Origin of the sequence: Streptomyces abyssalis (genome assembly GCF_001751365.1) — a bacterium.
Classification (GTDB): Bacteria; Actinomycetota; Actinomycetes; order Streptomycetales; family Streptomycetaceae; genus Streptomyces; species Streptomyces abyssalis.
Genome location: NZ_LJGT01000038.1, coordinates 1194486 through 1219588, shown reverse-complemented (window position 1 = coordinate 1219588; position 25103 = coordinate 1194486). Strand labels below are relative to the sequence as shown.

Annotated in this window: 21 protein-coding genes; 15 read left to right on the top strand and 6 right to left on the bottom strand. The window is 71.3% G+C overall.

The genetic code is table 11. The features are described from left to right. Nucleotides 1-210 precede the first annotated feature (210 nt). Entirely contained in the window at nt 211-1182 is a 972-nt protein-coding gene (locus AN215_RS12590) for a DUF5926 family protein (protein WP_070009192.1), read from the top strand. A gap of 254 nt (nt 1183-1436) precedes the next feature. Here the strand turns inward: AN215_RS12590 and AN215_RS29835 are convergent, their stop codons facing one another. Further along, entirely contained in the window at nt 1437-2066 is a 630-nt protein-coding gene (locus AN215_RS29835) for a hypothetical protein (RefSeq protein WP_070009533.1), read from the bottom strand. A 237-nt stretch (nt 2067-2303) separates the two neighbouring features. Then, the gene (locus tag AN215_RS12580) at nt 2304-3098 is read right to left on the bottom strand and encodes a bifunctional DNA primase/polymerase (protein WP_070009191.1); all 795 of its coding nucleotides are present in this window, start codon (nt 3096-3098) and stop codon (nt 2304-2306) included. A 560-nt stretch (nt 3099-3658) separates the two neighbouring features. On the opposite strand from AN215_RS12580, the gene AN215_RS12575 reads away from it, so the two are divergent. From AN215_RS12575 to AN215_RS12565, 3 genes are all read left to right on the top strand, one after another. Next, nucleotides 3659-5230 carry a PP2C family protein-serine/threonine phosphatase gene (locus AN215_RS12575; protein WP_079122929.1) on the top strand — a complete coding sequence of 524 codons (1572 nt, stop codon included), beginning with the start codon at nt 3659-3661 and terminating at the stop codon, nt 5228-5230. A 227-nt stretch (nt 5231-5457) separates the two neighbouring features. After that, nucleotides 5458-6900, top strand: a complete 1443-nt coding sequence (locus AN215_RS12570) for an aminopeptidase P family protein (protein WP_070009189.1) — start codon at nt 5458-5460, stop codon at nt 6898-6900. Nucleotides 6901-7126: 226 nt separating this feature from the next. After that, on the top strand, nt 7127-8128 hold the full coding sequence (locus AN215_RS12565) for a PP2C family protein-serine/threonine phosphatase (protein WP_070009532.1): 1002 nt from the start codon (nt 7127-7129) through the stop codon (nt 8126-8128). A 15-nt stretch (nt 8129-8143) separates the two neighbouring features. Here AN215_RS12565 and AN215_RS12560 read toward each other — a convergent pair whose 3' ends face one another. After that, the gene (locus AN215_RS12560) at nt 8144-8626 is read right to left on the bottom strand and encodes an ATP-binding protein (RefSeq protein WP_070009188.1); all 483 of its coding nucleotides are present in this window, start codon (nt 8624-8626) and stop codon (nt 8144-8146) included. Nucleotides 8627-8873: 247 nt separating this feature from the next. Here AN215_RS12560 and AN215_RS12555 point away from each other — a divergent pair, with 247 nt between their 5' ends. The 6 genes from AN215_RS12555 to efeB all read left to right on the top strand — a co-directional run bounded on the left by AN215_RS12555 (nt 8874) and on the right by efeB (nt 15580). After that, a complete protein-coding gene (locus AN215_RS12555; RefSeq protein WP_070009187.1) occupies nt 8874-9767 on the top strand; it encodes a hypothetical protein in 894 nt (297 codons plus the stop codon). 121 nt (nt 9768-9888) lie between these two features. Beyond that, nucleotides 9889-10623, top strand: a complete 735-nt coding sequence (locus AN215_RS12550) for a YcnI family copper-binding membrane protein (protein WP_070009186.1) — start codon at nt 9889-9891, stop codon at nt 10621-10623. 106 nt (nt 10624-10729) lie between these two features. After that, the gene (locus tag AN215_RS12545; RefSeq protein WP_070009185.1) at nt 10730-11401 is read left to right on the top strand and encodes an SCO family protein; all 672 of its coding nucleotides are present in this window, start codon (nt 10730-10732) and stop codon (nt 11399-11401) included. Beyond that, nucleotides 11398-11904 (top strand): copper chaperone PCu(A)C, encoded by a 507-nt coding sequence (locus AN215_RS12540; protein WP_070009184.1) that lies wholly within the window; start codon nt 11398-11400, stop codon nt 11902-11904. Before AN215_RS12545 ends, AN215_RS12540 begins: the two co-directional genes overlap by 4 nt. 44 nt (nt 11905-11948) lie before the next feature. Beyond that, entirely contained in the window at nt 11949-14123 is a 2175-nt protein-coding gene (locus AN215_RS12535; RefSeq protein ID WP_070009531.1) for a copper resistance CopC/CopD family protein, read from the top strand. 206 nt (nt 14124-14329) lie between these two features. Then, the gene (gene efeB / locus AN215_RS12530) at nt 14330-15580 is read left to right on the top strand and encodes an iron uptake transporter deferrochelatase/peroxidase subunit (RefSeq protein ID WP_070009183.1); all 1251 of its coding nucleotides are present in this window, start codon (nt 14330-14332) and stop codon (nt 15578-15580) included. 262 nt (nt 15581-15842) lie between these two features. Here efeB and AN215_RS12525 read toward each other — a convergent pair whose 3' ends face one another. After that, nucleotides 15843-16514, bottom strand: a complete 672-nt coding sequence (locus AN215_RS12525; protein WP_070009182.1) for a TIGR03086 family metal-binding protein — start codon at nt 16512-16514, stop codon at nt 15843-15845. A 175-nt stretch (nt 16515-16689) separates the two neighbouring features. Between AN215_RS12525 and AN215_RS12520 the strand changes: the two genes are divergently transcribed. The 5 genes from AN215_RS12520 to AN215_RS12500 all read left to right on the top strand — a co-directional run bounded on the left by AN215_RS12520 (nt 16690) and on the right by AN215_RS12500 (nt 22676). After that, nucleotides 16690-17694 carry a helix-turn-helix transcriptional regulator gene (locus tag AN215_RS12520; protein WP_070009530.1) on the top strand — a complete coding sequence of 335 codons (1005 nt, stop codon included), beginning with the start codon at nt 16690-16692 and terminating at the stop codon, nt 17692-17694. Between the two features lie 105 nt (nt 17695-17799). After that, on the top strand, nt 17800-19104 hold the full coding sequence (locus tag AN215_RS12515) for a GDSL-type esterase/lipase family protein (RefSeq protein ID WP_079122928.1): 1305 nt from the start codon (nt 17800-17802) through the stop codon (nt 19102-19104). Between the two features lie 178 nt (nt 19105-19282). Continuing rightward, nucleotides 19283-19726 carry a helix-turn-helix transcriptional regulator gene (locus tag AN215_RS12510; protein WP_070009181.1) on the top strand — a complete coding sequence of 148 codons (444 nt, stop codon included), beginning with the start codon at nt 19283-19285 and terminating at the stop codon, nt 19724-19726. Between the two features lie 4 nt (nt 19727-19730). Further along, a complete protein-coding gene (locus tag AN215_RS12505; protein WP_070009180.1) occupies nt 19731-20141 on the top strand; it encodes a VOC family protein in 411 nt (136 codons plus the stop codon). A gap of 135 nt (nt 20142-20276) precedes the next feature. Next, nucleotides 20277-22676 (top strand): ATP-binding cassette domain-containing protein, encoded by a 2400-nt coding sequence (locus AN215_RS12500; protein WP_070009179.1) that lies wholly within the window; start codon nt 20277-20279, stop codon nt 22674-22676. Nucleotides 22677-22808: 132 nt separating this feature from the next. On the opposite strand, the gene AN215_RS12495 is transcribed toward AN215_RS12500, so the two are convergent. Continuing rightward, nucleotides 22809-23651, bottom strand: a complete 843-nt coding sequence (locus tag AN215_RS12495; RefSeq protein WP_070009528.1) for an HAD family hydrolase — start codon at nt 23649-23651, stop codon at nt 22809-22811. Nucleotides 23652-23674: 23 nt separating this feature from the next. Continuing rightward, nucleotides 23675-24952, bottom strand: a complete 1278-nt coding sequence (serS, locus tag AN215_RS12490) for a serine--tRNA ligase (RefSeq protein WP_070009178.1) — start codon at nt 24950-24952, stop codon at nt 23675-23677. Nucleotides 24953-25103: the final 151 nt, after the last annotated feature.

The following is a 25103-nucleotide window of genomic DNA, read 5'->3' as shown; positions in this document are numbered from 1 at the left end:
CGGACGCAGCGCGCGTCCGGCGCCCGCATCCGGGTGCCCGGCGCCGGGCGAGCAGACCCGACAGATCCGGCAGGCCCGACGGCCCAACAGCCCTGACAGGTCTGCCGACCGAGCAGACGAACAGACCGAGCGGACGGACTGCCGAACGGTCCGGTGCCCCACCGGATCCCTGAGCAGGCGTTCCCACCGAGACCTGGAGAACCGCACCCCATGGCCAAGAAGCGCCGCCCCCAGCCCAAGGCGACAGCACCGCAACTCGTCGACGGGGAGGTTCCCGTCGTCGGTGCACGCGAGCCCTGCCCCTGCGGTTCAGGGCGCCGCTACAAGGCGTGCCACGGACGTGCCGCCTCGCACGCCGTCACGGAGCTGGTGCGGCGCCCCTTCGAAGGACTGCCCGGCGAGCCCGACTGGGTCGCGCTGCGCGAACTCGTGCCCGCCGCCACGGCGCAGCTGACGCTCAAGGAAGGACTGCCCGAGGGCGTCCCCTCCGTGACGCTTGCCACCGTGCTGCCGATGGCATGGCCTGCGCTGCGCCGCGACAACGGGGAAGTGCTGCTCGGGCTGCAGAACGACACCTCTTCGGGTGACATCAGCCGCGATCTCGCGGACACCCTTGGCCGCGCGTTCGAGACCGAACCCGGCTCGGCCGTCGACGCGGGACGCCCCAGGCCCGAAGGGCCGCGGCTGCAGGATCTGCTGGATCTGAAGGCGCCGTTCACGCCGGAGGTCCACAGCGGGTTCGAGTTCTGGCTGGGGGACGGGAGCGACAGTGCGACGGGTGAGGTCGCTGCGTCCCTGGAGCGTGCCAATTCGGCCGCGATTCCGACGGCCCGTCTTTCCGTCGCGCAGGGCGCGTACTGGTGCGAGACGCCGGAGAAGAACCACCTGCGGTGGGTCATGACACATCCGGAGGAGAAGCTGCTGGACGCGCTCGCGCGGCTGCACGCCGCGGGCACGTCCTCGCTCGGAGACGACACGCGGCTCGTCGGCTCCTTCCGCGCGCACGGTCTCGTGGTGCCCGTGTGGGACCTGCCGAGCGGCATGACCTCGGAGGACTGCGAGAAGCCGGCCGCGGAGTTCAACGAACGGCTGGGCGAGGCGCTTACCACCGGTACGGTACTGACCGCGGACGAGCGGCGTGCACGCAGCGGTCTCATGAACCGACAGATCACTCTGAGTTGACCGGAAGGGACCGTTCCGCAAGGAGCCCAGGGAGAAAGTGTGACCGTGACTCGCGTCACACACGGCTGTTGAATGCGCATACTGGCAGGTAAATCAACGTCCGGATCTGCGCGATCGAATTTGCCAACAGCCGATCTCTTGTTACCTTTCTAGGAGCCCGGTCGCTGGTGCATCCCCCGTCGCCAGCGACCGGGTTCTTCCATGTCCGGGTCCGGTGCACCCGTTCGCGCGACGACCCCGCCTCCCCAACTCGCTCAGCGTGCAGGGAAGTTGCTCCCGGAGCGCAGCAGCAGCCGCTCCCCGTCCGCGGAGCCGGCCTCCCCCGTCGCCGCATACGCGCGGCCGCCCGTGCGGGTCTTCTCGCGGGGCGTCTCGCACACACTCGTTCCACGATCCGCCGTCATCGCGCAGTCGGCACGTAGCGAACTCCCGTCCGGACGCATGAGCGTGAGAGCGGCACTCAGCGGTGAGCCGGCGCCGTTCCGGTAGTACGTGCGCGCCCATGTGCTGCCACCCTCCGACAGGACGCAGGTCTGCCCCGACAGCCCTTCCGGAGAGGTGAGTTCGGGACCGCACGACGCGGACGCACCGCCGCCGGCCGCCGCGCCCCGTCGCCCCGGCGACGACGACCCCGGGGCCGACGACCCCGGGGCCGACGACGAGGACGCCGCCGAGGACCGGGCCGACGAGTGACCCGAGGGCGCGTCCGACGGCTGCGACGAGGGCGTGACACGCTCCGGCACCCCACCGCCGTCCGCCGGGGGAGCAGCGCCCGCGGTGGCGGCCGCGACGGGCAGCGCGACGGCGAGCACGACGGTGCAGGCGAGCGTGATCAGGGAGAAGTCCGACGCGGACGTACGGCACCGCGGCTGCTGCTGAGGCATGAAGGGAGGCTCACTGGCGGGAGAGGGGCGGACCGGCTCTGCCCGGCTCGACTCGACGGTGCCGAGGTGGCCGGGGTGGACCGGGGACAGTGAGGCGAACATATCGGGCGGAAGGGGCCGGCTCTCCCGCCCGGCCGCCCGTTTCCCGTACAGCGCCTGCGAGTTCGTACCCGTACGAGTGACGCGGACGGGCCGCCCCGCACGCGCCTGTGCGCAGCGGGGCAGCCGGCACCGGCCTCAATACGTAAGGCTCGTACCGGAGTCGGGCGCCGTGGCGCTCGCCTGGACGAGGACGTCGAGCACGCTCTCCATACGGGGAAGGAACGGAACGCCCTGCGTGAGACCGCCGCGCCGCGCGCGGCGCGAGCCGCCACGGAAAGGGCCCCGCCTACGGGCAGGCTCGCCGTCCTGGCCGTCGGCGGCCGCCGGCTCCCGTTCCCACCGCACGCGGCCCGCGCCCGTGTGGGACGGCGGCAGCGCGACATAGCCGCCGTCGCCGTGGAAGCGCAGCGAACTCGGCACCCAGTCATGGGCGTAGAGCCGCTCGCCGAGCTCCGCCAGACCGTACGGCGCGACGAGCAGCGTGAAGCGGGTGGGCGTCGCGACGACCGGCCCGAGGCGCTCACCGCGCCGGTCGAACTCTGCGAGCGCACGGGCACCCGCGATCGCGGGCAGGCTCAGCGCGGAGGGCCCGGAGCCGCCGGTGGCGAGAATCAGCGGTGCCGCCGGCCTGTTGGCCCACCACCAGCCGATCATGCGCGGGTCCGTGGTGGCCGCCAGAAGCACCGGGTCGAAGGGGTGCGCGCCGGGCACGACGCACTCCGCGTCGGGGCAGGAGCAGACCGCGGAGAGCGGCTGTCCGGCAGGGTGCGCACTGCTGCCGGAGGAGCCGGAAGAGGGAGACGAGGCGGAAGAAGGAGGGGTGAGAGTCGCGCCGGGAAGTACGGGCCACTCCCAGCGGGTGGCACAGTGCAGCGCCGCGTTGCGCAGCGATGACCGGTTCATGCGTCGCCTTCCGAGGATCTCGCGCATGTGCGCTCGTTCCTTTCCGTGAACGCCAACAGATCGTCCCGACAGAGATCGTTCAGCCCATCACAACACGTCACTCACTACTCACTGCGCGTAAAAATCCGCGGTCATTCCGTAAGCCGAGCGTGGAACACGGCGGTCTGCGACGCCCGCTTGACTCCGGCGTGCCGTGTCGCCACCTGTGCTGGTGCCCTCGATAACGCTTCGTATTGCGCCTGTGCTGGCCGTGCTGGCTGTGCGTGTCCGCCGAACCGGAAAGGGGGAGGCCCACTGCCGCATAAGACGCGTCGCTCCCTCACCGGGTTCCGTACCCGCGACAGCTGTGCCGATGCTCCGGCCTGCGCTTCCTCAGCGTCGAGGAAGCGAGCAGATGTGCGGGGCTGCTCCAGTCGACAGCAAATGCCGTCTCTCAGAGGCGATTTTACGCCAACCTTGTGCAACCACGGCCCGCCCCCCTGCAGTCAACAACAGCACACGGACACCATTCGTAGTGCAAGGACGATGCTGGACATCCCGTTACTGCTACGTGTACATCTTGTGCATAGCCAGCGGAGCAGCGTGACATGGGGGTTTGCGATGCAATGCAGAGAGAGGAACCAAGGCGGGAGAACGCTCCCATGAGCGCCCCGCAACGGTCGAAAGTGGCCGGATTCAAACCCGTGATCTCTCCGCCAGCGCAGACTGCGCCCCCTGCCTCCGACGCTTCGACGGAGCAGCTCGCGGCGGTCCACGACCGCCTGGCCAGCTGGGTAACGGATCTGACGACCCTTCAGGAACTCGCGGAGCGCCTCTCCGGCACCGCCACTCTCGATGAAGCACTGCGCGAGACGCTGCGCGCGGGCGCCACTCTCGTCGGGGCGCAGCGCGGCCTCGTCGCACTCGAACCCGTCGACAGCGAAAGCCCCGAGCGCACCATCGGCCTAGGGCTCGGCCGTGCCGACATCGGCGAGCTGGAGACCGTGCCGCGCAACTCCTCCTCGTACGCGAGGATCCTCGACGGCCTCCCGTCCGTCCCGGAGCCCGCCGACTCCGTGCGCGCGCGCGACCCCGGCGGCACCCCGGACGAGGACGCCGACCTCGGCTCCGGCCGCGGCGAGGACAGGGGGTACCCGGAGATCACCCACCCCGACATCGCCACCGACGACACGCTCGACCCCCGCCACCGCGAGGTCGCCGCGCGCCTCGGCTACGCCGCCAGCTACGCCACCCGCATCGCCACGGCCGAGGCCCCGCGCATCGGAGCCGCCGTCTGGCTCTACGACGAACCCGCCGAACCGACCGCACGCCAGCGCCATCTGCTCGGCCTCTACCTCCGCTGCGCCAGCGAGCAGATCGCCCGCCACCTCGAACTCGCCCGCACGCGTGCGGATCTGAGCGCTCTGCGCGAAGGGCTGCTGCCGAGCAGACTCCCCCGCGTGCCCGGCGTCGCGATGGCCGTACGGCATCTGACGGGCCCCGGGGGCGGCGGCGACTGGTACGACGCGCTGCCGCTTCCCGAGGGCGCACTCGGCCTCTCCGTGGGCGGCGTCACCGGCAGCGGCCCCGGCACGGTCGCGGCGATGGGGCGGCTGCGCGCCTCGCTACGCGCGTACGCGGTGATGGAGGGCGAGGATCCGGTCGCCGTGCTCTCCGACCTGGAGCTGCTGCTGCGCCTGACGGAGCCCGCCCGTTCCGCCACGGCGCTCTTCGCGTACGCCGAACCGTCCGTGCGCCGCATCCTGCTCGCCGGCGCCGGTCACTGCCCCCCGCTCATCGTCGGGGAGCACCGCACCGAGTACGTGGAGACGACGCTGTCCGCGCCGCTGGGCATGCTGGCCTGCTGGGAGGCGCCGAGCGTCGAGCTGTCGCTGTACGAGGGGGAGACGCTGCTGCTCTACAGCGACGGGCTGCTGCACCGCACGGGCGAGGAGATGGACCGGGCGTTCGCGCGCCTTCACGCCGCCGCCGAGTGCGCGCCGCCCGCCGTACGGGCAGATCCCGAGGCGCTCGTCGACCATGTGCTGCACACGGCGCTGCCGGCCGGTGACACCGCCGGCTCCGGTCCCGGCCGGGCCGGGCAGCCGGGAGCTCACGGACAGCCGGGCCAGCCCGGCGGAGCCTCCGAGGACGTCGTCCTGCTGGCCGCCCGCTTCTGAGGCGCCGCCCGCCGGCCTGCCCGGAGCCGCCGAGGCTCCCGGCCTTCCCGCCCCTGCCTGTCCGCCCCTGCCTCGCAGCCGGCTGACCGCTGCTGCCGTCCCGCCCGTCCGTACGGAGCGCGGGCCCCGCCCGCGGGCGCCGCCGCAGGCCCTCATGACCGGCTTCCGCGGGCCACCCGGCCCCCATACGATGGAAGGCGGTCGAACACCGGAACCAGGAGGCAGACGTGGCGGAATCCGCTGACGAGCAGCCGATCAAGCAGCGGAAGAACGGCCTCTACCCGGCCGTCTCCGACGAGCTCGCCGAGAACATGAAGACCGGCTGGGCAGACACCGAGCTGCGCGGACTCGAGCCCGTCCCGCAGGCAGGGCACACGGCCGACCGGCGTGCCCGCCTCTCCGCCCGCTTCCCCGGCGAGCGGCTGGTGGTCCCCGCGGGCAACCTCAAGACCCGCTCCAACGACACCGAGTACAGCTTCCGCGCCTCCGTCGAGTACGCGTACCTCACCGGGGACCAGACGGAGGACGGCGTACTCGTCATGGAGCCGGACCCGGCGGGAAGCGGCCACCAGTCCACGCTCTACCTGCTGCCGCGCTCGAACCGGGAGAACGGCGAGTTCTGGCTGGACGGTCAGGGCGAGCTGTGGGTGGGCCGCCGCCACAGCCTCACCGAGGCGCAGCAGCTGTACGGAATCCACTGCGCCGACGTCCGCGACGTCACCGGCGAACTCCGCGCGGCGACCGGCCCGGTGCGCGTGGTGCGCGGCTACGACTCGGCCGTGGACGCAGCCCTGACCGACAAGGTCACCGCCGAACGCGACAGCGAGTTCCAGGTCTTCCTCTCCGAAATGCGCCTGGTGAAGGACGACTTCGAGATCGGCGAGATGGAGAAGGCCTGCGCGTCGACGGTGCGCGGCTTCGAGGACGTCGTGAAGGTGCTGGACCGGGCGGAGGCCACCTCCGAGCGCTACATCGAGGGCACCTTCTTCCTCCGCGCACGCGTCGAGGGCAACGACATCGGCTACGGCTCGATCTGCGCGGCAGGCCCGCACGCCACGACGCTGCACTGGGTTCGCAACGACGGCGCCGTCCGCTCCGGCGAACTGCTGCTGCTGGACGCGGGAGTCGAGACGCACACCCTCTACACCGCCGACGTCACACGCACCCTGCCCGTCGGCGGCAGCTTCACCGCGCTCCAGCGGAAGATCTACGACGCGGTATACGAGGCGCAGGAAGCGGGCATCGCCGCCGTCAAACCGGGCGCCAAATACCTCGACTTCCACCTGGCGGCGCAGCGCGTTCTCGCCACGAAACTCGTGGAGTGGGGGCTGCTGGACGGCCCTGTCGAACGCGTACTGGAGCTGGGGCTGCAGCGCCGCTGGACGCTGCACGGCACGGGCCACATGCTCGGCCTGGACGTGCACGACTGCGCCACCGCACGCCGCGAGAGCTACGCCGAGGGCACGCTGGAGCCCGGCATGTGCCTGACCGTGGAGCCCGGACTGTACTTCCAGCCCGACGATCTGACCGTCCCGGAGGACTACCGCGGAATCGGTGTGCGCATCGAGGACGACATCCTCGTCACGGCCGACGGCAACCGGAATCTCTCCGCAGGTCTGCCGCGCAGCAGTTCGGACGTCGAGGCCTGGATGGCGCGTCTGAAGGGCTGAGCGGTACATCCCGTCCGACGGCCGGAGGGAACCGGCCCGTGCAGGGACCGGCACGACCGGTCACGACGGATTCCGCACCAGGTTTCGTCGCATCCCTGGCCCTGAATCGGGCTTACATGCCTAACCTTGCACGTGTCCGGCATCCGTCATCGGTCGAGGAAGAGAGCTCAGGGTGGTCACGCTTCAGTTCCGGCCCCGCCTGCTGGCTGCGCTCCCCTTCATCGCCATGGGCAGCGTCGTCGTGGTCGACGTCGTCGCTGGCCCCGCGATCGGCTTCCTCCCGATGATGGCCCTGGGGCCCGCGTTCGCCGGTCTCATCGGGAACGTACGCCGCAGCGTGGTCATCGGAGCGGTCGCGCTGGCGCTGTCGTTGATGCTCAGCATCTACAACTCCCAGGTCGACAACCGCCGCGGCTACACGACACTCATCTCCGTCGCCGGCGTCGCGGTCGCCGGCGTCGCCGCCACGGCGATGCGCAAACGGCGCGAGGCCGAACTGGCCAACGTCCGCTCGATCGCCGAGGCCGCGCAGCGCGTGCTGCTGCGTCCGGTGCCGCGCAGCGCCGGACATCTGCGCGCCGCCGTCTCCTACACCTCGGCGGTGGCGGAGGCGCGCATCGGCGGTGACCTGTACGAGGTGGTGACCTCGCCGACGGGAGTGCGGGTCATCGTGGGAGACGTGCAGGGCAAGGGACTCGAAGCGGTCGAGACGGCCGCGGTCGTGGTGGGCGCCTTCCGGGAGGCCGCGTACGACGAGCCGGACCTGATGGCGGTCGGCAAGCGGCTGGAGAGGGCGCTGGCCAGACACCTGCTGGGTGAGAAGTTCGTGACGGCCGTGCTGGCCGAGGTTCGCGAGCGGGACGGTGCGACGCTTCTCAACTTCGGCCACCCGGCGCCGCTGGTGATCCGCCCGGACAGCTCCGTGCACTTCGCGGAGCCTCCCGAACGTGCCCTGCCGCTGGGCCTCGACATCGAGGAGGGTCCGGCGCCGGAGCCGCACCTGGTGGACTTCGTGCCGGGTGACCAGATGCTCTTCTACACCGACGGCGTGAGCGAGGCCCGCGACCGCACCAACCGCTTCTACCCGCTGGACGAACGCGGCGGCCTCCTCAAGGACCCCGACCCCGACGCGGCGCTGGCGGCCGTACGGCTGGATCTCGCCGATCACATAGGAGCTCAGCCGCACGACGATGCGGCGATGCTGCTGCTGCGCTACCGGGACCAGTAGGCGACCGGTCCCTGCTCAGCCTGCCGCGAGCAGCGGGCTGCCGCCGCTCTGTTCCGTACGGCGGTCGCCTGCCGGAGCGCCGTCCCGGTGCTGCCACTTGAGGGTCTTGTCGAAGGTGACCACCGCTCCCCCGTGGCCGGGCCGGTTCCGTACGCGCACGTGGTCGGCGAGGGACTCGATGAGGAACATGCCGCGGCCGTTCTCCGCGTCCACGGGCAGGCTCCGCGGCAGAGCGGAGGTGCGGAATCCGGGGCCCGAGTCGGCGACCTCGATGCGGCACTGGTCACCGTCGAGGTAGGTGGTCACGCAGTAGGCGTCGGAGTGTTCGCCCCGGCCGTGCTCGACGGCGTTCGCACACGCTTCGGAGAGTGCGAGCGACAGTTCGTACGAGATCTCGCTGTCCACCCCGGCGCTGTCCATGGCATCGAGAAGCAGCCGCCGGGCGAGCGGCACGCTGGCAGCTTCGCGCCTCAACTGGAGACACCACCACATGCTCATGCTCAACCTCCACAGGCCGAGGCTCGACGGTCGGCCCCGCAGGGGCCACCCCGGCCATGGGCATACGTATTGCCGGTTGGGCGGGCGGTACGCACCCGTGTCTGCGCATCCCGTCCTATCGGAGGACGCCGGGCGGTCCGGCTGCGCGGACGCCCTCCCCGGACCAGGGGCAGCGAGTACGCATGATTCCGGGCGTTTCGACCCCTGGGGGTTGCGGATGCGGACTCGGTGAGATGATGACGCCGCCATGACTGCCGGGGCGGATCTCAGACTCGTGCGGGCCGCGGTGTTCACCGCGGTCTGTGTGACGTTGTCCGCCGCCGGTCACTCCCTGACCGGCGGGCAGCGGATGCCGCTGTGGTCGCTGGGGCTCGGTTTCGCAGTCGTCTTCGCGGTCGCGGCGCCGCTGGCGGGGCGGGAGCGGTCGCTTCCGGGAATAGCCGCGCTGCTCGCGGCGGGCCAACTGGCGCTGCACACCCTCTTCGTATGTGACCGTCCGGCTGACGGGGGCGCACCGGCGCGATCGTCCGCCGGGCACGGCGGGGCCGACGCGGGCTCGGCACACGGCGCGGACCTGCGCAGCCTCGCGGCACGGCTGCTGTGCGACGAGCAGTCCGCGCGGACCATGAGCCACTCCAGAGCACGTCAGGTGGTCTCCGACGCCGGACTCGACGCGGGGCGGGCCGGCGGGCAGTCCGGGCACACCGGGCATGCGGCCCACGCGGGCCATGAAGCGGCCGGCAGCGCCGCGTCCTCCGCCGACACCCCTCTGGAGTGCCTGCGCAGCGCCGCTCGCGCCGCGCTCAGCCTGTTCGACGGCCCGATGCTGCTGGGCCACGTTCTCGCCGCGCTCGTACTCGGCTGGTTCCTGCACCGCGGCGAGGCGGCACTGTGGCGCCTGGTCCGGCTCTCGGCACGCTCGGCGCGAGCGGCCGTACGCCATGTGCGGGCGTCGCTCGGCGCGGCTGCCGCCTGCGTACGGGCGCTGCGCGGCGACCTGATTCCCCGGATGCCGGCAGGAAACGGCCGCCGGGACGCGGAAGCGCACGGAACGGCCCGTTCCGTGCTGCTGCACCACTCGGTGAGCAGGCGCGGTCCGCCGCGGTGCCGGCGGCAGGAGAGCTTCGCACTCGCGGCCTGACGCACGGCGCCCCACGACGGAACGACGGCGTGCGCGCTCGCCGCACACCCGCTCATGTGCTGATACGTCCATGACGTACGTCCATCACGCGTTCCGTCGTGTCCATTCAGGAGCAGTCACCATGCAGACCAGTACGCGCCGCCGTGTGACCACCGTCGGCGCTCTCGCAGCCACGTCCGTACTGCTGTGCGCGGGCCCCGCCCTCGCGCACGTGTCCGTCGACCCTGAGAACGCCGAACAGGGCGGCTACAGCGTCGTCAACTTCAAGGTCCCCAACGAGCGCGACAACGCCTCCACGACCAAGCTCGAGGTCAGCCTGCCCGAGGAACACCCGCTCGCGTCCGTGATGCCGCAGCCGGTCCCCGGCTGGGACGTCAAGGTCACCAAGTCCAAGCTGGACAAGCCGATCGAGATGCACGGCGAGAAGATCACCGAGGCCGTCACCAAGATCACTTGGACCGGTGGCGAGGTGAAGAAGGGCGAGTTCCAGCAGTTCCCGGTCTCCATGGGCGAACTGCCCAAGGACGCCGACCAGCTCGTCTTCAAGGCGCTCCAGACGTACGACAACGACGAGGTCGTGCGCTGGATCGAGGAACCCGAGGAGGGTCAGCCCGAACCGGAGAACCCGGCCCCGGTACTGAAGCTCACCCCGGCGGGTGCCGAGGGCTCCGACGCCAAGGGCGGCGCCGCCGACTCGGAGAACGCCTCCGCGCAGAGCGGCGCCTCCGAGGACGGAGCCGACGGCGGCGGAAGCGGAACGGACAGCACCGCCAGGGTGCTCGGCATCGCGGGCATCATCGCCGGTGTCGCGGGGGTCGCGTTCGGCGTCCTCGCGGGACGGCGCCGCGACGCCTAGACCGAAGAGGCGGGCGGGCGCCCGTGCTGCCGTACCCGCGCGGTACGGGCGCCCCGCCACCGTCGACCGTGACGCAGCGTTTCAAGTCAGAAAGCCATTGCTCTGTATGCGTAAGACCACGACTCTCACCGCCGCCGCCCTCGCCACCGCGGGCGTCCTCGCCCTGGCCGGGTGCGGCGGCCCGGGCGGCGGAAGCGGCCAGGAAGGCGGCAGCGACAAGGCCGTCGCCTCCTCCGAGCCGCAGAAGAAGGGCGGGGTGGTCCTCGACCAGCCCTTCGAGAAGCCCGACCTCACCCTCACCGACACCAAGGGCGAGGAGTACGACCTGATCGAGGAGACGAAGGGCAAGCCGGTGCTGATGTACTTCGGCTACACGCACTGCCCGGACGTCTGCCCGCTGACGATGAGCAACATCGCCGTCGCCAGGTCCAAGCTCACCGCGGAGCAGAAGAAGAAGCTCCAGGTCGTCTTCGTCACCTCCGACCCCGAGCGCGACAAGCCGAAGGAGCTGGGGAGCTGGCTTCGCGGCCAGGACCCCTCCTTCACCGGCCTGACCGGGGACTTCGACACCATCCGCGCGGGCGCGCGCACCGTCGGCGTCAGCATCGAGCCCTCGTACGAGAAGAAGAACGGCGACGTCGTCTCGACGCACGGCGCACAGCTCCTCGCCTTCTCGCCGAAGGACGACAAGGCCCACGTCATCTACACGGAGGGCAACACCACACCGGAGATCCTCGAGAAGGAACTCCCCGCGATCATCAAGGGGGAGAAGCCGTGAACTCCAAGGCCTTCCGTGGACGCCGCTGCGTCGCGCTGCTGTCGGTGACGGCCGGACTCGCCGCGCTCGGCGCGTGCGGCCCCGGTCCGGGAGCCGGTCCGGACACCGACTCCGTCTCCGGCTCGGGGGACTCCAAGCCGAAGCTGTCCGTGAGCGGTGCCTACATGCCCGAGCCCGTGACGGGCGACATGGCGGGCGGCTTCCTCACCGTGAGGAACGCCGGCGGCACCGCCGACAAGCTGACCTCGGTCGAGAGCAGCGCCTTCGGTGAGGCACAGCTGCACAAGACCTCCAACCAGCAGATGCAGCAGGTGAAGTCGCTGCCGGTGCCCGCGGACGGAACGCTGCGGCTGAGCCGGGGCGGAAACCACATCATGTTCCTCGAACCGGAGCGGAAACCGGTCAAGGGAGAGAAAGTGCAGGTGACGCTCCACTTCAAGAAGTCCGGCGACATCAAGGTGTCGATGCCGGTCGAGGCGACGAACTTCGTACCGAAGAAATGAGGGACTGACCCGTGCCGCTCACCACCAGGCGTCCCCTCCCGCGAGTGCGGTCGCACCCGCGGCGGCACCCCCGTGCGGGCGCCGCCGGGCGCCGTGCGACACCCGCGGCGCTGCTCCTCGCGCTGCTGGGCACGGTGCTGTGCGCGCTGCTCACCGTGCTGGCCACCGCCGCGCCGGCGTCCGCGCACGCGGTGCAGACCGACAGCAGCCCGAGCGAGGGGCGGGTGGTGAGCAGCCCGCCCGAGCAGGTCACCGTGACCTTCTCGGAGGGCGTCTCGATGTCGGACGGTTCGATACGTGTGCTCGGGCCGGACGGCAAGCGGCTCGACACCGACAAGGTCCGCGAGGTGGCCGGCAAGGCGAACACGCGTGCCGTGAGCCTGAAGCCCGACGGGCCCAAGGGGACTTACACCGTCGCTTGGAAGGCCGTATCGGACGACAGCCACCCCGTCTCGGGGGCCTTCACGTTCTCCGTGGGTCATCCGTCGCAGACCTCGGCGAACGTCGCGGACGAGACCCAGGGGACGGGCGGCGGCCCGGTCGGAGCGACATATCACACGGCCCGTTACGCGGCATATGCGGGCTTCGTCCTGCTGGTCGGCGGCGGTGCCTTCGTCATGGTGTGCAGGCCGCAGGCCGCCGCGGTGCGGCGGGTGCAGCGGCTGGTGGTCGCGGGCTGGCTGACGCTCACCGCCGCCACCCTGCTGATGCTGCTGCTGCGCAACGCCTACACGGGAACAGGCCAGTTGAGCGAGGTCTTCGACCTCGGCGGCCTGAAGAGCGCGCTCGGGTCGAAGCCCGGCGCGGCCCTCGCCGCGCGGCTGCTGCTCCTTGGCACCGCGGCCGTGATCGTCTCCGTGCTGTTCGGCTCGTACGGCCGGCGCCAGGACGAGCAGGAGGAGCGGGCCGCGGGCCGGGACGCTGAGCTGAACGAGACCCGGGACGAGACCGGCGACGAGGCCGGGGATCTGGAGCACGGCCGCGACGTCACGCTCGGGCTCGTACTCGGCGGCGGCGTCGTCGCGGTCGGGCTGGCGGCGACCTGGGCGATCGCGGAGCACGCCTCCACCGGTCTGCAGACCCAGGTGGCGATGCCCGTCGACGTCGTTCACCTGCTGGCCGTCGCGGCGTGGCTGGGCGGACTGGCCTCGCTCCTGACGGTGCTCCACCGCGGGCCGTCCCCCGAACGCGCGGTCGTACAGCGCTTCTCACAGCTCGCCTTCGGCAGCGTGGTGGTGCTGGCGGTGACGGGGCTGTACCAGTCGTGGCGGCAGCTCGGCTCGTTCACGGCGCTCACCGGCACGGAGTACGGGCGGCTGCTGCTGGCGAAGCTGTTCCTGGTGGCCCTGCTCATCGGCATCGCCTATGTCTCCCGCAAGTGGACGGCACGGCTCGGCGATGTGCGCGAGGACGCCGCGGACAAGGGCGCGAGCGCGGACACCGCGGTACGGGCGGAGGCGCCTGCCGCCGTCGGGGCGTCCGTGCGCGGTGCCGCGGGCGCGGACGCCCGCACGGACGGGGGACCCGGTACCGAAGCGGCCAACGAGCCCGGTGCCGAAGCGGGGCCGGACACCGCCACCGGGCCCGGTGCCGAGCCCGGCGCCCAGCCTGGTCCAGGCACCGGCGACAGGGCACGGAAAGCCCAGCTCGCCCGCCAGCGCGCCGCCGTCGACCGCGAGCGCCGCCGCAAGGAGCGCGAGGCCGACCCGGAGCGTGCCGGTCTGCGCCACTCCGTACTCATCGAGACCGCCGTCGCCGCCGTGCTGCTCGTCGTGACGACGGCACTGACGAGCACCGAGCCCGGCCGTACGGAAGAGCTCACCGCAGCCGGAAACAAGCCGGGCGCCGCCACAGGACAGACGCGTGTCGGCACCTCGATCCAGCAGAAGATCCCGTTCGACACCGGCGGGAAGAACGGCAAGGGCACGGCCGTGGTGCTGCTGACCCCCGGTCAGTCGGGCGGCAACTCCCTGCGGGTCATGACGGAGGGCAAGGACGGCAAGCAGCTGGCCACCGAAGAGGTGAAGGCGTCGCTCACCCTTCCCGAGCAGGACCTCGGCCCGTTCTCCGTCGAGTTCGAGCGGATCAACAAGGCGAAGGGGCGCTGGCGTTCGGAGACGGTGCAGCTGCCGATGCCGGGACGGTGGAAGGCCTCCGTCACCATCCGCACCTCCGACATCGACCAGGTCACCGAGAGCAAGACGATAGAGATCAAGTGATGCGGCACAGGACCCACGGCGGACATGACGCGGACCCGCACACGGATCATCCATGTGATTACCGCGATGTCCCAGGAGATATAGCTGAACAGCACGGACGCGGAACGACGTCCAGCCGGGAGCACGAACCCCGGCACGCATGAACGGGCGAAGCCGAAGGCCCGCCTGCGCACCCCGCCCATGCCGGACCACGCCAGGAAGCATTCATGACTCAGCACGACCACGAACCCCAGGGCGTCTCACGCCGTCGCCTCGTCAGCACAGTCGGAGCAGCGGGCGCCACCGGTATGGCGGTCGGCGCCACGGGAGGTGCGGTCGCCCAGGCGGTGGCCCGGACCGATCGCAAGGCCCCCACGCCGCTGTCGTCCGTCGGCTCCACGCGAGTGCCCTTCCACGGCAAGCACCAGGCCGGCATCACCACCCCGCTGCAGGCCTTCGGCCATCTCCTCGCCTTCGACCTCGTCTCCGGAGCGGGCCGTAAGCAGGCCGCGAAACTGCTGAAGCGCTGGTCGAGGACGGCACGCGAACTGATGGCGGGCGAGTCGACGGCGGACTCCACGGGCATCGCGCTCGACGCCGGGCCGTCCTCGCTGTCCGTGACCTTCGGCTTCGGCCGCTCCTTCTTCTCCCGTACGGGCCTGGAGAAGGAGCGTCCCCGCGAACTGGCGCCGCTGCCCGACTTCTCCGGGGACGCCCTCGACAAGGACCTCTCGAACGGCGACCTGTGGGTGCAGATCGGCTGCAACGACGGGCTCGTCGCCTTCGACGCGCTGCGTGAGATCCAGCGCCAGGCGGACGGCACGGCACGGCTTCGCTGGCAGATGAACGGCTTCACCCGCACTCCCGGTGCCACCAAGCGCCCCATGACGATGCGCAACCTGATGGGGCAGGTCGACGGAACCAACAACCCGAAGCGCTCCGAGGAGGACTTCGACAGACGCATCTTCGTGCCCTCGTCGTCCTCACCGGCGTGGATGGCGGACGGCTCGTACGCCGTCGTACGCCGCATCCGGATGCTGCTGGACACCTGGGACAAGGAGTCGCTGAGCGAGCAGGAGAAGGTCATCGGCCGCCGCAAGTCCGACGGCGCCCCGCTCACCGGTGGCACCGAGGACACCGACCCCGACCTCGAGAAGCGGGACGCCGACGGCTCCCCCGCCATCGCCGCGGACGCTCATGTACGGGTCACCGCCCCCGCCACCAACGGGGGAGCCGCGATGCTGCGGCGGCCCTTCTCGTACCACGACGGCTTCCGCGACGACGGGGCGCCGGACGCCGGTCTGCTCTTCATCGCGTGGCAGGCCGATCCGCAGCGCGGCTTCGTGCCGGTGCAGCGGAAACTCGACCGGGGCGACGCGCTCTCGCGCTTCATCCGCCACGAGGCCAGCGGGCTGTTCGCCGTTCCGGGCGGGCCCTCGAAGGGCGAGTACGTGGGGCAGCGCCTGCTGGAGGGATGATCGCAGCGCGCCGGTACGGCCTGTCCAGGGTTGCCGTCCCGGCGCGCTGCTCTGTTTCGGCGCGGCTTGTTCTGTGCGGCTTGTTCTGCGCGGGTGTCCTGTGCGGCTGCTCCTCCGTGACCGGTCCTCGCGGTTGCCGTGCGCACCGCACGCGCTCCCCCGCTACGGGCGCGGACTCCGCCGTTCCTCCTGCGGCACGTGGCCAAGTGCCCCGTTGTGGAAGCGGAACAGGTTCACCGGGGCCGTCGAGCGGTTGGCACCGTCACCCACGGCCGCCGCCCTGAGGGGTGCCCTGCGTCCGCGTGCTGTGCGCTTCGGGTGTCCTGCCCAGCCAGGCGGCCAGCAGGCCGTACTCGTCCGCGCCTTCCGGTACGTGCACCGGAGGGCCGAACGGAATGCCCTCGCCGCGTTCCTCGGGCACCGCCCGGCGGGCCACGCCCAGCGCGAACGTCGCCAGAGCGGGATCGAGCAGATCCTGCCGTCCGAGCGCCTGCGCCAGGTCCCAGGAGTGGGTGACCGTTTCCATCACGCTTCCCGCCACGGCGAAACGGCCCGGCATCGTGCCCCACGGGACCGTGACGGGTGCGTCCAGCTTCGCGTCGTCGGCCCAGGCTGCCGCGAAGCGCTCGCGGGCCCGCGCGTACGGCTCCGTCCAGCCGTCCTCCGGTACGCCGGAGACCCCCGAGTCGACCTTCGCCTCCGGGTCGACCTCGCCGGGGCCGCCGCCCTCGCCGGCCTGGGCGATGCGGAGGGTGCCGCCGACGACATGGCTGAGGAGACCGCCCACGTCGAACTCCTCGCAGGGTGTGGGGGCGGTGAGCTGTCCGGGCTGGACCGCGGCGAAGAGAGAGGTCATCTGATCGGCGGCGCGCTCGAAGAGCGGACGCGGATCAGATGACGGGTCCGGAGTGGCGGCGGACGTTTCGGCGTTCATGGAGACAGCTCCGTTCGGGAGTTGAGGAGTTGAGGTCTTGAGGAGTTGAGGAGATGAGGGCTTGCGGAGTTGAGGCGTCGGGGAGTTGCGGTGCCGAGCGCTCCGGCCCGCGGACGGAGAGACCCTCCCCCCATTTCCTGACACCGGCCGTCAGGTTTCCGGCAAGCTGGTGAACGTGAAGTCGGACCGTCTGCTCTCGATCCTGCTGCTGCTCCAGACCCGCGGCCGGGTGCGCGCCGACGAGCTCGCCCGGCGTCTCGAAGTCTCGACCCGCACCATCTACCGCGACGTCGGCTCCCTCTCGACCGCGGGCGTCCCCGTCTACGCAGAGCGCGGCAGGCACGGCGGCATCTCGCTGCTCGCCGGGTTCCGCACCGACGTCACCGGCCTCACCTCGGACGAGGCACGGGCCCTGTTCGTACTCGCCGCGCAGGGCGCACACTCCGCGCTCGGCCTGGACGGCGCACTCGGCTCCGCCCTGCGCAAGGTGATGGCCGCCCTGCCCGCACCCCACAGGCCCGCCGCCGAACTCACCAGCCGCCGCATCCTTGTCGACCCGGACCGCTGGCTGACCCGTCCGCAGCCCTGGGTGGACCTCGACACCCTCAACACGGCCGTCTTCACCGACCGGCGGCTGCGCATCCGCTACCGGCACGGTGGCGAGACCGCCACGCACACCTACACCGTCGACCCGTACGGGCTGGTGGCGAAGGCCGGCACCTGGTATCTCGTCGCGGACAGGCGCCGGCGCGCGCAGCTCTTCCGCGCCGACCGCATCCTGGACGCCACCCTGACGGAGGCGCCCGTACAGCGCAGACAGGGCGTCGAACTCGCCGACGCCTGGGAGGTGTTGCGGCGCCAGGTCGAGGAGCGGCCCGCGAACGTACCTGTCGAGGCCAGGGTGCGGCGGGAGCGCCTTGAGATGTTCCGCCGCATCGTCGGCCCGTTCGTACTGGACGAGGACGGTGACGGTGACGGTGACGACGGTCCGGCAGGCGGCGACTCGGCGGAAGGGGATGCCGAGGGCTGGGTCCCCGTACGGCTCGCCTACCCGGTGCTGCGAGCGGTGCGCCAGCTCCTGCAGTTCGGCGGGGACGTCGAAGTGCTCGAACCCGCCGCCGCCCGGACCGAGCTGGCCAGCGCCGCCGCGGCGGTCACGGCGATGTACGCCGAGGACTGACTCCGCCGCCCCACGACGGAACGCCGCGCCCTGGGGAATTCCGTGCGGACGCGGCGGGCCGGAAACCCATGTGCGGATCGGCCACCCGGATGACAGGTTGAGGTCATGAACGCCCAGCAAGATCCCGTTCACGGGCCGTCCGGCGCACCGAGCGCATCAAGCGAATCCAGTACGTCCACGGCGACCGGCTGGATCTCCACCCCCGTCACCGCGGACCTCCTGCGCGGCGCACTCGACGTCGAGAGCACCGGGCACGGCGTGCTGCCGCACCGGCTGCCCGCCCGGGCCCGCGCCCAGTGCGCCGACCGGCAGCTGGCCGTCGCGGAGGCCCAGCCGTCGGGCGTCCGGCTGGTGTTCCGTACCCGCGCCACCGCAGTCGAACTGGACACGCTGCGCACCAAGATGGCCTACGTCGGCGCCCCGCCCCGCCCGGACGGGGTCTACGACCTGCTCGTCGACGGCCGGCTCACCGGGCAGGCCGGTGTGACGGGCGGCAACGTGCTGACGGTGGACATGACCACCGGATCGGCGGAGACCCGGTCCGGCCCGGTCGGCACGGTCCGCTTCCCCGGCCTGCCCGGCGGTGTGAAGGACGTCGAGATCTGGCTGCCGCACAACGAGATGACCGAGCTGATCACCCTGCGCACCGACGCCCCCGTCGAAGCGCTGCCCGACCCCGGCCGCAGGGTGTGGCTGCACCACGGCAGCTCGATCAGCCATGGTTCCGACGCGGCGAGCCCCACCGGCACATGGCCCGCGCTGGCCGCCTCCCTCGGCGGCGTGGAACTGATCAATCTCGGCCTGAGCGGCAGCGCCCTCCTCGACGCGTTCACCGCACGCGCCATGCGCGACACCCCCGCGGACCTCATCAGCGTCAAGGCGGGCATCAATCTGGTCAACACCGATGTGATGCGTCTGCGGGCCTTCACCCCGGCCGTGCACGGCTTCCTCGACACCGTCCGCGAAGGACATCCGACCACGCCGCTGCTGGTCGTCTCGCCCGTCCTGTGCCCGATCCACGAGGACACCCCCGGTCCCAGCACCCCGGACTTCAGCGAACTCAGTGAGGGGCGTCTCCGGTTCCGGGCCGCGGGCGACCCCGCGGAGCGCGCCGCCGGGAAGCTGACGCTCGGCGTCATCCGCGGCGAACTGGCCCGCATCGTCGAGCAGCGGGCCGCCGACGACGCGAACCTGTACTTTCTCGACGGCCGCGAGCTGTACGGGGAGGCGGACTTCGCCGAGCTGCCGCTGCCCGACCAGCTCCACCCCGACGCCGCCACGCACCGCCGAATCGGTGAGCGCTTCGCGGCCCTGACGTTCGGCTCCGGGGAGCACTCGGCGTGGGGAAGCCAGGAGCGCCCCCGCCCGGCAGCCGCCGGAGGAGCACCGTTCGCTGCCCGGGGCGCATGAGCCCTCTCCCGCACCGCCCGGAGGGGAACCGGAGCGCTGGGCAACTCCCCCACGTCGTGGCACGATCGCTCATGTGACCAGCAGTCCCTCCTCCGGAGCCGCGCGCCCGCCGGCGTCGGCGGCCGGGTCGCCTGCCGGGCGAGGCGAGGGTCCCCCGGCCGTGCGAGGGGGAGGGGGAGTGCCCCCGGCCGCCGCGCAGCGCTTGCGTGATCTCGCGCGGCTGCGCCGGGTGCGTGACCGGATCGACCGCGAGTACGCGCAACCGCTGGACGTCGAGGCCCTGGCCCGTGGCGCGCACATGTCGGCGGGACATCTGAGCCGGGAGTTCCGGCGCGCCTATGGCGAGTCCCCCTACGCGTACCTGATGACGCGGCGCATCGAGCGGGCGATGGCGCTGCTGCGCCGCGGCGGCATGAGCGTCACCGAGGTGTGCTTCGCGGTCGGATGCTCGTCGCTGGGCACGTTCAGCACGCGCTTCACCGAGCTGGTCGGTGTGCCGCCCAGCGTCTACCGGCAGCAGGCGGCGCTTGCGACGGCGGGGATGCCGCCGTGCGTGGCGAAGCAGGTGACCAGACCGGTCAGGAATCGAGAAGCACCGGCGGGCGGGCCGCGTCTAGCGTGACGGCATGGACATCACCATTCACGCGAGCTTCCTTCCGCACGACGACCCGGACGCATCGCTGGCCTTCTTCCGCGACGCCCTCGGCTTCGAGGTGCGCATGGACGTCGGCTACGAGGGGATGCGCTGGATCACCGTCGGCCCCGCGGGCCAGCCCGGCACATCCATCGTGCTGTACCCGCCGGCCGCCACCCCCGGCATCACCGACGAGGAGAGCCGCACCATCGCCGAGATGATGGCCAAGGGCACCTTCGCCAGTCTCCTCCTGGCCACCCCGGACCTCGACTCCGCCTTCGAACGGCTGCAGAGCGGCGACACCGAGATCGTCCAGGAACCCGTCGACCAGCCCTACGGCGTTCGCGACTGCGCCGTACGCGACCCCGCGGGCAACCTCATCCGCATCCAGCAGCAGCCCTGAACCGGCCGGCGGACCGTTGCCACGGCCGCGCGGACGAAGTAGAACCAGACCTACCACTCGAAGCCGGTCAGATCGGGCCAGGCGACGCCGACGGGGGGCGGCCCAGCACGCCCCCGCCTGAGAGACGGAGACACCATGAGCACCGCCACCGGGGGGGACACGCAGCCGCCTGAGCTGCACGTCGCCGACAGCCACGATCTGATCCGCGTGCACGGCGCGCGGGAGAACAACCTCAAGGACGTCAGCATCGAGATCCCGAAGCGCCGGCTGACGGTGTTCACCGGCGTCTCGGGCTCGGGCAAGAGCTCGCTGGTGTTCAACACCATCGCCGCCGAGTCGCAGCGGCTGATCAACGAGACGTACAGCGCCTTCGTGCAGGGCTTCATGCCGACGCTGGCCCGGCCCGAGGTCGACGTGCTCGACGGCCTGACGACCGCGATCATCGTCGACCAGCAGCGGATGAGCGCCGACCCCCGCTCCACGGTCGGCACCGCGACCGACGCCAACGCGATGCTTCGCATCCTCTTCAGCCGCCTCGGAGAGCCGCACATCGGCTCGCCCAACGCGTTCGCCTTCAACGTCCCCACCGTGCGGGCGACCGGTGCGATCGCCGTCGGCGACAAGAAGGCGGTGAAGCAGTCCTTCACCCGCACCGGCGGCATGTGTGCCCGCTGCGAGGGCCGCGGCACGGTCTCCGACATCGACCTCACCCAGCTCTACGACGACTCCAAGTCGATCTCCGACGGCGCTTTCACCATCCCCGGCTGGAAGTCGGACAGCTGGTGGACCGTACGTACGTACGCGGAGTCCGGCCTCCTCGACCCGGACAAGCCGATCCGGGAGTTCACCAAGAGGGAGATGCAGGACTTCCTCCACCGGGAGCCGACCAAGGTGAAGGTCGAAGGTGTGAACCTCACCTTCGAGGGACTCATCCCCAAGATCCACAAGTCGTTCCTCTCCAAGGACCGGGAGGCGATGCAGCCGCACATCCGGGAGTTCGTGGACCGGGCGGTCACCTTCACCACCTGCCCCGAGTGCGACGGCACCCGCCTCAGCGAGGCGGCCCGGTCGTCGAAGATCGAGGGGATCAGCATCGCGGACGCCTGCGCGATGCAGATCAACGACCTGGCCGCATGGGTCCGCGGCCTTCAGGAGAGATCGGTCGCACCGCTGCTGACGGCGCTGCAGCACACGCTCGACTCGTTCGTGGAGCTCGGGCTCGGCTACCTCTCGCTCGACCGGGCGTCCGGCACGCTCTCGGGCGGCGAGGCGCAGCGCGTCAAGATGATCCGCCACCTCGGCTCCTCGCTCACCGACACCACGTACGTCTTCGACGAGCCCACCATCGGCATGCACCCCCATGACATCCAGCGGATGAACGATCTGCTGCTGCGGCTGCGCGACAAGGGCAACACCGTGCTCGTCGTGGAGCACAAGCCGGAGACGATCGCCATCGCCGACCACGTCGTCGACCTCGGCCCCGGAGCCGGTACGGCGGGCGGCAGCGTCTGCTTCGAGGGCACCGTCGAGGGGCTGCGGGCCGGCGGCACCGTGACCGGCCGCCACTTCGACGACCGTGCCGCCCTCAAGGAGACGGTGCGCGAGTCCACCGGAAAGCTGGAGATCCGCGGCGCCGCCACCCACAACCTGCAGGACGTCGACGTGGACATCCCCCTCGGGGTGCTCTGCGTGGTCACCGGCGTCGCAGGCTCCGGCAAGAGCTCGCTGGTGCACGGGGCGCTGGTCAAGACGCCGGGCACGGGCGGCGAAGGGCTGGTGTCGATCGACCAGGGCGCCATCCGCGGCTCACGACGGAGCAACCCGGCGACGTACACCGGACTGCTCGACCCCATCCGCAAGGCCTTCGCGAAGGCCAACGGCGTCAAGCCGGGCCTCTTCAGCGCCAACTCCGAGGGCGCCTGCCCCAACTGCAACGGCGCCGGGGTCATCTTCACCGACCTGGCGATGATGGCCGGCGTCGCCACCACCTGCGAGGAGTGCGAGGGGAAGCGGTTCCAGGCATCGGTGCTCGAATACCACCTCGGTGGCCGCGACATCAGCGAGGTGCTCGCGATGTCGGTGGCCGAAGCCGAGGAGTTCTTCGGCGCGGGCGAGGCACGGCTCCCCGCCGCGCACCGCATCCTCGACCGGCTCGCCGACGTCGGGCTCGGCTACCTGCACCTCGGCCAGCCGCTCACCACGCTGTCCGGCGGCGAGCGGCAACGGCTCAAGCTGGCCGTCCACATGGCCGAGAAGGGCGGCGTCTACATCCTCGACGAGCCGACCACCGGCCTCCACCTCGCCGACGTTGAGCAATTGCTCGGCCTGCTCGACCGGCTTGTCGAGGCCGGGAAGTCCGTCATCGTCATCGAGCACCACCAGGCGGTCATGGCGCACGCCGACTGGATCATCGACCTCGGCCCGGGGGCCGGCCACGACGGCGGCCGGATCGTCTTCGAGGGCACCCCCGCCGATCTCGTCGCCGACCGCTCCACCCTCACCGGCGAGCACCTCGCGGCGTACGTCGGCTCCTGACCGGAAGCGGCCGACGGACTGGGCGTCGCGGAAGGGCAGGGGAGGACGCGGAAGGACGCCGGGGACGCGGGAGGACGAGGGGAGGTACGGGGAGGCTCAGGGGTACGCGGACGGACGGGCGCCTGCCGTGCGTCACTCGCTCAGCAGGCGCTCCAGCACCACCGCGATGCCGTCCGCGTTGTTGGATCCGGTGATCTCGTCCGCCACCGCCAGCAGTTCGGGATGCGCGTCGGCCATCGCGACGCCGTGTGCCGCCCACGCCAGCATCGGGATGTCGTTCGGCATGTCGCCGAAGGCGATCGTCTCCCGCGCGGAGACGCCCAGCCGCCGGGCCGCGATGGAGAGGCCCTTCGCCTTGCTGAGCCCCAGCGGCAGCATCTCCACCAGGTCCTCGCCCGACACCGTGATGCTCACCAGGTCGCCCGTCACGGTGCGGGCGGCCTTCGCCAGCTCGTCGGTGCCGAGGTCGGTGTGCTGCAGATAGAGCTTGTTCAGCGGCGCCGCCCACAGCTCGTCCCGGTCGGCGCACACCACCGCCGGCAGGCCCTTGCCCTGGTCTCGGTAGCCGGGCCCGACCAGCACCTCGCCGTCGATGCCGTCCTGCGACGCGGCCAGCAGGAGCGTGGCGCCCGTCTCGGCCTCGATCTTGCTCACGGCCAGCTGTGCCAGCCGCCGGTCCAGCGTGACCGACGTGAGCACACGCCCGGCGCCCGCGTCGTAGACCTGCGCGCCCTGCCCGCACACGGCCAGGCCCTTGTAGTCCAGACCGGCCAGGATGTCCTTCGTCCACGGCACGGACCGGCCCGTCACGGCGATGTGCGCCACGCCCCGGGCGGACGCCGCGGCCAGCGCCGCGCGCGTACGGGCCGAGACCGTCTCGTCGTCGCGCAGCAGCGTGCCGTCGAGGTCGGTCGCGATCAGGCGGTACGGGAACGAGCCGCCGTCGCCGGTGCCGTGAGAGGGCGCGCGTGTCACGCCGCTCACGCCGCTCGTCCCGCTCACTTGCCCACCGGCTCCAGGAGCTCCCGTCCGCCCAGATACGGACGGAGCAGCTCCGGAACCCGCACCGAGCCGTCCGCCTGCTGGTGGTTCTCCAGCAGCGCGATGATCGTGCGGGGCACCGCGCACAGCGTGCCGTTGAGCGTCGCCAGCGGCCGCACCTGCTTGCCGTCGCGCATCCGGATCGACAGCCTCCGCGACTGGAACTCGGTGCAGTCCGAAGTCGACGTCAGCTCGCGGTACTTGCCCTGGGTCGGGATCCACGCCTCGCAGTCGTACTTGCGGGCGGCGGAGGAGCCGAGGTCGCCCGTCGCCACGTCGATCACCTGGAAGGGCAACTCAAGACCGGTGAGCCACTGCTTCTCCCACTCCAGCAGACGCAGATGCTCGGCCTCGGAGTCCTCCGGCACGACGTACGAGAACATCTCGACCTTGTCGAACTGATGCACGCGGAAGATCCCGCGGGTGTCCTTCCCGTACGAGCCGGCTTCGCGCCGGAAGCAGGGCGAGAAGGCCGCATAGCGCAGCGGCAGCCGGGAGACGTCGACGATCTCGTCCATGTGATAGCCGGCGAGGGGGACTTCGGAGGTGCCGACCAGGTACAGGTCGTCCTGCTCCAGGTGGTAGACGTCCTGCGCGGCCTGGCCGAGGAAGCCGGTGCCCTCCATGGTCTGCGGCTTGACGAGCGCAGGGGTCAGCATGGGCGTGAAGCCGGCCTCGGTGGCCTGCGCGACAGCGGCGTTGACCAGCGCGAGTTCGAGCAGGGCGCCGATACCGGTGAGGTAGTAGAAGCGCGAGCCGGAGACCTTGGCGCCGCGCTCGACGTCGATCGCGCCGAGCAGCTGCCCCAGTTCGAGGTGGTCCTTCGGCTCGAAGCCCTCCGCCGCGAAGTCCCGGGGCGCACCGATCGTCTCGCGGACAGCGAAGTCCTCCTCGCCGCCGACCGGAACGTCGGGGTGCACGAGGTTGCCGAGCAGGCGGAGCAGACGCTGGGTCTCCTCTGCCGCTTCGTCCTGCTCGGCGTCGGCGGCCTTCACCGCGGCGGAGAGTTCGCCTGCCTTCTTCAGCAGGTCGGCCTTCTCGTCGCCCTCGGCCTTGGGGATCAGCTTGCCGAGCTGCTTCTGCTCGGAACGCAGTTCGTCGAAGCTGACGCTGGACGACCTTCGCCGTTCGTCGGCGGAGAGCAGCGCGTCGACGATGCCGACGTCCTCTCCACGGGCGCGCTGGGATTCGCGGACACGGTCGGGGTCGTCGCGGAGCACTCGGAGGTCAATCACCCCGTCAGGGTACCGGTGGGGGCACGGCGACTCGACCGAGTACCCGCCGCCGCGGAACTCCCTCAACCCGCACGCCTCTTGAGGGATTCGCGCGCACCGCGGGCCGGCCCTGCAGCCTCCGCGTACGGCTTTCCGCGCGGCCGCGGGAGGC